Origin of the sequence: Ideonella sp. B508-1, from assembly GCF_000333615.1 — a bacterium.
Lineage (GTDB): Bacteria > Pseudomonadota > Gammaproteobacteria > Burkholderiales > Burkholderiaceae_C > Ideonella.
In genome coordinates this window covers 1-5,050 of sequence record NZ_BADL01000610.1, presented here as the reverse complement: position 1 = coordinate 5,050, position 5,050 = coordinate 1, and the positions used below count along the sequence as shown (strand labels likewise).

General features: G+C 66.7%; 3 protein-coding genes and 1 pseudogene. 3 read left to right on the top strand and 1 reads right to left on the bottom strand.

What is annotated here, in order from left to right:
- The coding region (locus I73_RS30360; RefSeq protein WP_040501465.1) for a UvrD-helicase domain-containing protein at positions 1-562 on the bottom strand (562 nt) is incomplete at its 3' end.
- Between the two features lie 278 nt (positions 563-840).
- On the opposite strand from I73_RS30360, the gene I73_RS24180 reads away from it, so the two are divergent.
- The 3 genes and pseudogenes from I73_RS24180 to I73_RS32900 form a co-directional block, all read left to right on the top strand.
- Positions 841-1,818: a GMP reductase gene (locus tag I73_RS24180; protein WP_022982982.1), complete on the top strand. Its 978-nt coding sequence runs from the start codon at positions 841-843 to the stop codon at positions 1,816-1,818.
- A gap of 195 nt (positions 1,819-2,013) precedes the next feature.
- On the top strand, positions 2,014-4,857 hold the full coding sequence (locus tag I73_RS24175) for a valine--tRNA ligase (RefSeq protein ID WP_022982981.1): 2,844 nt from the start codon (positions 2,014-2,016) through the stop codon (positions 4,855-4,857).
- 83 nt (positions 4,858-4,940) lie between these two features.
- Positions 4,941-5,046 (top strand): annotated as a pseudogene (locus tag I73_RS32900) (UTP--glucose-1-phosphate uridylyltransferase); the annotation flags it as partial.
- Between the last annotated feature and the right edge of the window lie 4 nt (positions 5,047-5,050).

Here is a 5,050-nt window from a genome sequence, read left to right as displayed (position 1 = left end):
AGATCTCGGCCATTTTCTGGGTCTGGCCGTCGTGCACCGGCACGTCGCCGGGGCGCATGCCGTCTTCCTTGCAGCTGGCGATGAACCAGGCCACCTGCTTGGGCACGAAGCGCTCTTCGTCCAGGTTCATGGCCTTGATGACGCGCTTGACCGCCGACAGGCTATCGCCGCTGTCCAGGATCTGGAAGGTCTGCGACAGGCCGGCCTGCTTCCAGTGCGCCCGCAGAAAGCGGTTGCACAGGCCGTGGAAGGTGCCGATCCACATGCCGCGCACATTCACCGGCAACATGGCGCCCAGGCGGGTCATCATTTCCTTGGCCGCCTTGTTGGTGAAGGTCACGGCCATGACGCCGCCGGGCGAGACCTGCCCGGTCTGCAGCAGCCAGGCGATGCGGGTGGTCAGCACGCGGGTCTTGCCCGAGCCGGCACCAGCAAGGATCAGGGCGGGCTCGGCCGGCAGGGTCACCGCGGCCAGTTGTTCGGGGTTGAGGCCACGCAGCAGGGCGCCCGTGTCCACCAGGGACGGGGCGCGTTCGGCCTCCGGATCATCCGGGAATTGCATCGCGGCATTGTAGGGATCGCCCCCGTGCGCAGACGGCCCGGACACCCCCCTGAAAGCGACAGCTTTTTCAGGATCGCGCTCGTCAACGCCTTGACGTAGAATCGGCCACCGGGCCCAAATTCTGGCGTCCGGTTTTTTGTGCCCGCACCGTTCCTGGCCACCTCCGGCCAACTCTGGCTGAACGGCCCTCGCGGCACCACCGGCATCCAGGTCAAGCGCTCGCAGCCCCTCCCGGCGCACTGCGATCAACGCGCTGGTCTTCAACCTGGAGCTTCGAGATGGACATCTTCGACTACGACAACGTTCTGCTGTTGCCACGCAAGTGCCGTGTGGAAAGCCGTGCAGAGTGCGACACCAGCGTGGAGTTCGGCGGCCGCCGCTTCAAGCTGCCTGCCGTGCCGGCCAACATGAAAACGGTGCTCGACGAGCGCATTGCCGCCTGGCTGGCCGCCAACGGCTACTTCTACGTGATGCACCGCTTCGACCTGGACAATGTGGCCTTCGCCCGCCACATGCGTGAGGCCGGCCACTACGTGTCCATCAGCTCGGGGGTGAAGCCGGCCGACCGTGACGTCATCGACCGCCTGGCGGCCGACGGCGTGGGCGCCGACTACATCACCATCGACATCGCCCACGGCCATGCCGAAAGCGTGCGCCAGATGATCGAGTACATCAAGGGCAAGCTGCCGCAGTCCTTCGTGATCGCCGGCAATGTGGGCACGCCCGAGGCGGTGATCGACCTGGAGAACTGGGGCGCCGACGCCACCAAGGTGGGCATCGGCCCGGGCAAGGTCTGCATCACCCGGCTCAAGACCGGCTTCGGCACCGGCGGCTGGCAGCTCTCGGCGCTGAAGTGGTGCGCCCGCGTGGCCACCAAGCCCATCATCGCCGACGGGGGCATCCGCCACCATGGCGACATCGCCAAGAGCGTGCGCTTCGGCGCCGCGATGGTGATGATCGGCTCGCTGTTCGCCGGCCACGAGGAATCCCCCGGCCAGACGGTGGAAGTCGACGGCAAGTTGTACAAGGAGTACTACGGCTCGGCCTCGGACTTCAACAAGGGCGAGTACAAGCATGTCGAGGGCAAGCGCATCCTGGAGCCGGTCAAGGGCAAGCTGGCCGACACCCTGCGCGAAATGCAGGAGGATCTGCAGAGCTCGATCAGCTACGCTGGCGGCAAGCAACTGGCCGATCTGCGCCGGGTCAACTACGTGATCCTGGGCGGCGAGAACGCAGGCGAACACCTGCTGATGTGAGGCCCCTGCCGGCACCTTGGGAGACCGGGGCCGGCCCTCCCCCCCGGCCGGAGGCAGTGGCCAGATGTCTCCGCGGGCGACGCCAGGCTCGCACCCCTTGGAGTACGCCAATGGGCTGAGCTTCTCGCCGCACAGCACGCCCAGCGGCGACTGCAGCCGGCGCTCCCCCGGGCCCCTGCGGGATAATCGCTCATCATGACCGAACTCGCCAAATCCTTCGAGCCCAAGGACATCGAAGCCCGCTGGGCCCCGCTGTGGGAGCAGTCCGGCGTCTACCAACCGACGCTGGACCCGGCCAAGCCTTCCTTCTGCATCCAGCTGCCGCCGCCCAATGTGACGGGCACGCTGCACATGGGCCACGCGTTCAACCAGACCATCATGGACTCGTTGACGCGCTACCACCGCATGCGCGGCTTCAACACCCTGTGGGTGCCGGGCACCGACCACGCCGGCATCGCCACCCAGATCGTGGTGGAACGCCAGCTGCAGGAGCAGAAGATCAGCCGCCACGACCTGGGCCGCAAGAACTTCGTCGCCAAGGTCTGGGAGTGGAAGGAGAAATCCGGCTCCACCATCACCCAGCAGATGCGCCGCATGGGCGACTCGGTGAGCTGGTCGCACGAGTACTTCACCATGGACGACAAGCTGTCCAAGGTGGTGACCGAGACCTTCGTGCGCCTCTACGAGGAAGGCCTGATCTACCGCGGCAAGCGCCTGGTGAGCTGGGACCCGATCCTCAAGTCCGCCGTCTCCGACCTGGAGGTCGAGAGCGAGGAGGAGGACGGTAGCCTCTGGCACATCCGCTACCCGATCGAAGGTTCCACCGAATCGCTGGTGGTGGCCACCACCCGGCCGGAAACCATGCTGGGCGACACCGCCGTGATGGTGCACCCGGAAGACGAGCGCTACACCCACCTGATCGGCCAGCAGGTGCGCCTGCCCATCACCGGTCGCCTGGTGCCGGTGATCGCCGACGACTACGTGGACAAGGAATTCGGCACCGGCGTGGTGAAGGTCACGCCCGCGCACGACCAGAACGACTACCAGGTCGGCCTGCGCCATGGCCTGCCGATGCTGACCATCTTCGACCTGGAAGCCAAGGTCAGCAACGCCGAGGTGGCCGAGATCCCGGCCGCCTATGTCGGCCTGGACCGCTTCGCGGCCCGCAAGCAGATCGTCGCCCAGCTGGAGGCCGAGGGCCTGCTGGTGGAGGTCAAGAAGCACAAGCTGATGGTGCCGCGCTGCGCCCGCACCGGCCAGGTCATCGAGCCGATGCTGACCGACCAGTGGTTCGTGGCCATGACCAAGCCGGGGGCTGGCGGCAAGAGCATTGCCGAGGAGGCCATCGAGGCCGTCGACTCCGGCGAGGTCAAGTTCGTGCCCGAGAACTGGGTCAACACCTACAACCAGTGGATGAAGAACATCCAGGACTGGTGCATCTCGCGCCAACTCTGGTGGGGCCACCAGATCCCGGCCTGGTACGGCACGGACGGCGAGCTGTTCGTCGCCCGCTCCGAGGACGAGGCGCGCCAGAAGGCGACTGCCGCCGGCTACACCGGCGCGCTCACCCGCGACGAGGACGTGCTGGACACCTGGTATTCCTCGGCCCTGGTGCCCTTCTCCACCCTGGGCTGGCCGGAACAGACGCTGGAGCAGGATCTCTTCCTGCCGTCCTCGGTGCTGGTCACCGGCTACGACATCATCTTCTTCTGGGTCGCCCGGATGATCATGATGACCAAGCACTTCACCGGCAAGGTGCCCTTCCAGCATGTGTACATCCACGGCCTGGTGCTGGACGCCCAGGGCAAGAAGATGTCCAAGTCCGAGGGCAATGTGCTGGACCCGGTGGACCTGATCGATGGCATCGCCCTGGGCCCGCTGCTGGACAAGCGCACCACCGGCCTGCGCAAGCCCGAAACGGCCCCCAAGGTGCGCAAGGCCACCGAGAAGGAATTCCCGGACGGCATCCCGGCCTACGGCGCCGACGCGCTGCGCTTCACCTTCGCGGCCATGGCCACGCTGGGCCGCAGCGTCAACTTCGACAGCAGGCGCTGCGAGGGCTACCGCAACTTCTGCAACAAGCTGTGGAACGCCACCCGCTTCGTGCTGATGAACTGCGAAGGCCAGGACTGCGGCCTGGCCGAGCATGCCGCGGGCAGCTGCGCCGCCGGTGCCTACCTGGACTTCAGCCACGCCGACCGCTGGATCGTCAGCGAGTTGCAGCGCGTCGAAGCCGAGGTGGCCAAGGGCTTTGCCGAGTACCGTCTGGACAACGTCGCCAACACGATCTATCAGTTCGTCTGGGACCAGTACTGTGACTGGTACCTGGAGATCGCCAAGGTGCAGATCCAGACCGGCACGCCCGAACAGCAGCGCGCCACCCGCCGCACGCTGATCCGCGTGCTGGAGACCGTGCTGCGCCTGCTGCACCCGGTGGCCCCCTTCATCACGGCCGAGCTGTGGGACACCGTCGCCCCGGTGGCCGGCCGCAAGGCGGCTGGCGACACCGGCACGGTGGCCACCGCCGCCTACCCGGTCGCGCAACTGGACAAGGTGGACGCCGCCTCCGACGCCTGGATGGCCAAGCTCAAGGACTTCGTCGGAGCCTGCCGCACCCTGCGCGGCGAGATGGGTCTGTCGCCCGCCGAGCGGGTGCCTCTGCTGACGATCGGCGACACCGCCTTCATCACCCAGGCCGCGCCGGTGCTGCAGGCCCTGGCCAAACTCAGCGAAGTGCAGGTGATGTGCGACGAGGCCGCCTTCGCCGAGGCCAGCGCGATGGCACCGGTGCTGGTGCAGGGCGAGGCCCGTCTGGCGCTGAAGGTGGAGATCGATGTGGCCGCCGAACGCGAGCGGCTGGGCAAGGAAATCAAGCGCCTGGAAGGCGAGGTCACCAAGGCCGAGAGCAAGCTGGGCAACGAGAGTTTCGTCGCCCGCGCGCCGGAGGCGGTGGTGGCCCAGGAGCGCCAGCGTCTGGTCGACTTCGGCCGCACCCTGGACGGCCTGCGCCAGCAGCTGGCCAAGCTTCCCACCGCTTGAGGAAACATTTGTCGGCCACCGGTCACACCGGTGGCCCACAAATTTGGCATCCTTAGGGTTATCCGCAACACAAAGGGAACCGAATGCAGAAGAATCACAAGGCCATCTTTCCGGTCGCCGGCCTGGGCACGCGCTTTCTGCCCGCCACAAGGNCATGCCAAGGAGATGCTGCCGGTGGTCGACAGCCCCTGAT

Bases quoted from the DNA above. Each gene is read 5' to 3' on its own strand.
- I73_RS24180 (WP_022982982.1), top strand. From the start codon at position 841: ATGGACATCTTCGACTACGACAACGTTCTGCTGTTGCCACGCAAGTGC.
- I73_RS24175 (WP_022982981.1), top strand. From the start codon at position 2,014: ATGACCGAACTCGCCAAATCCTTCGAGCCCAAGGACATCGAAGCCCGC.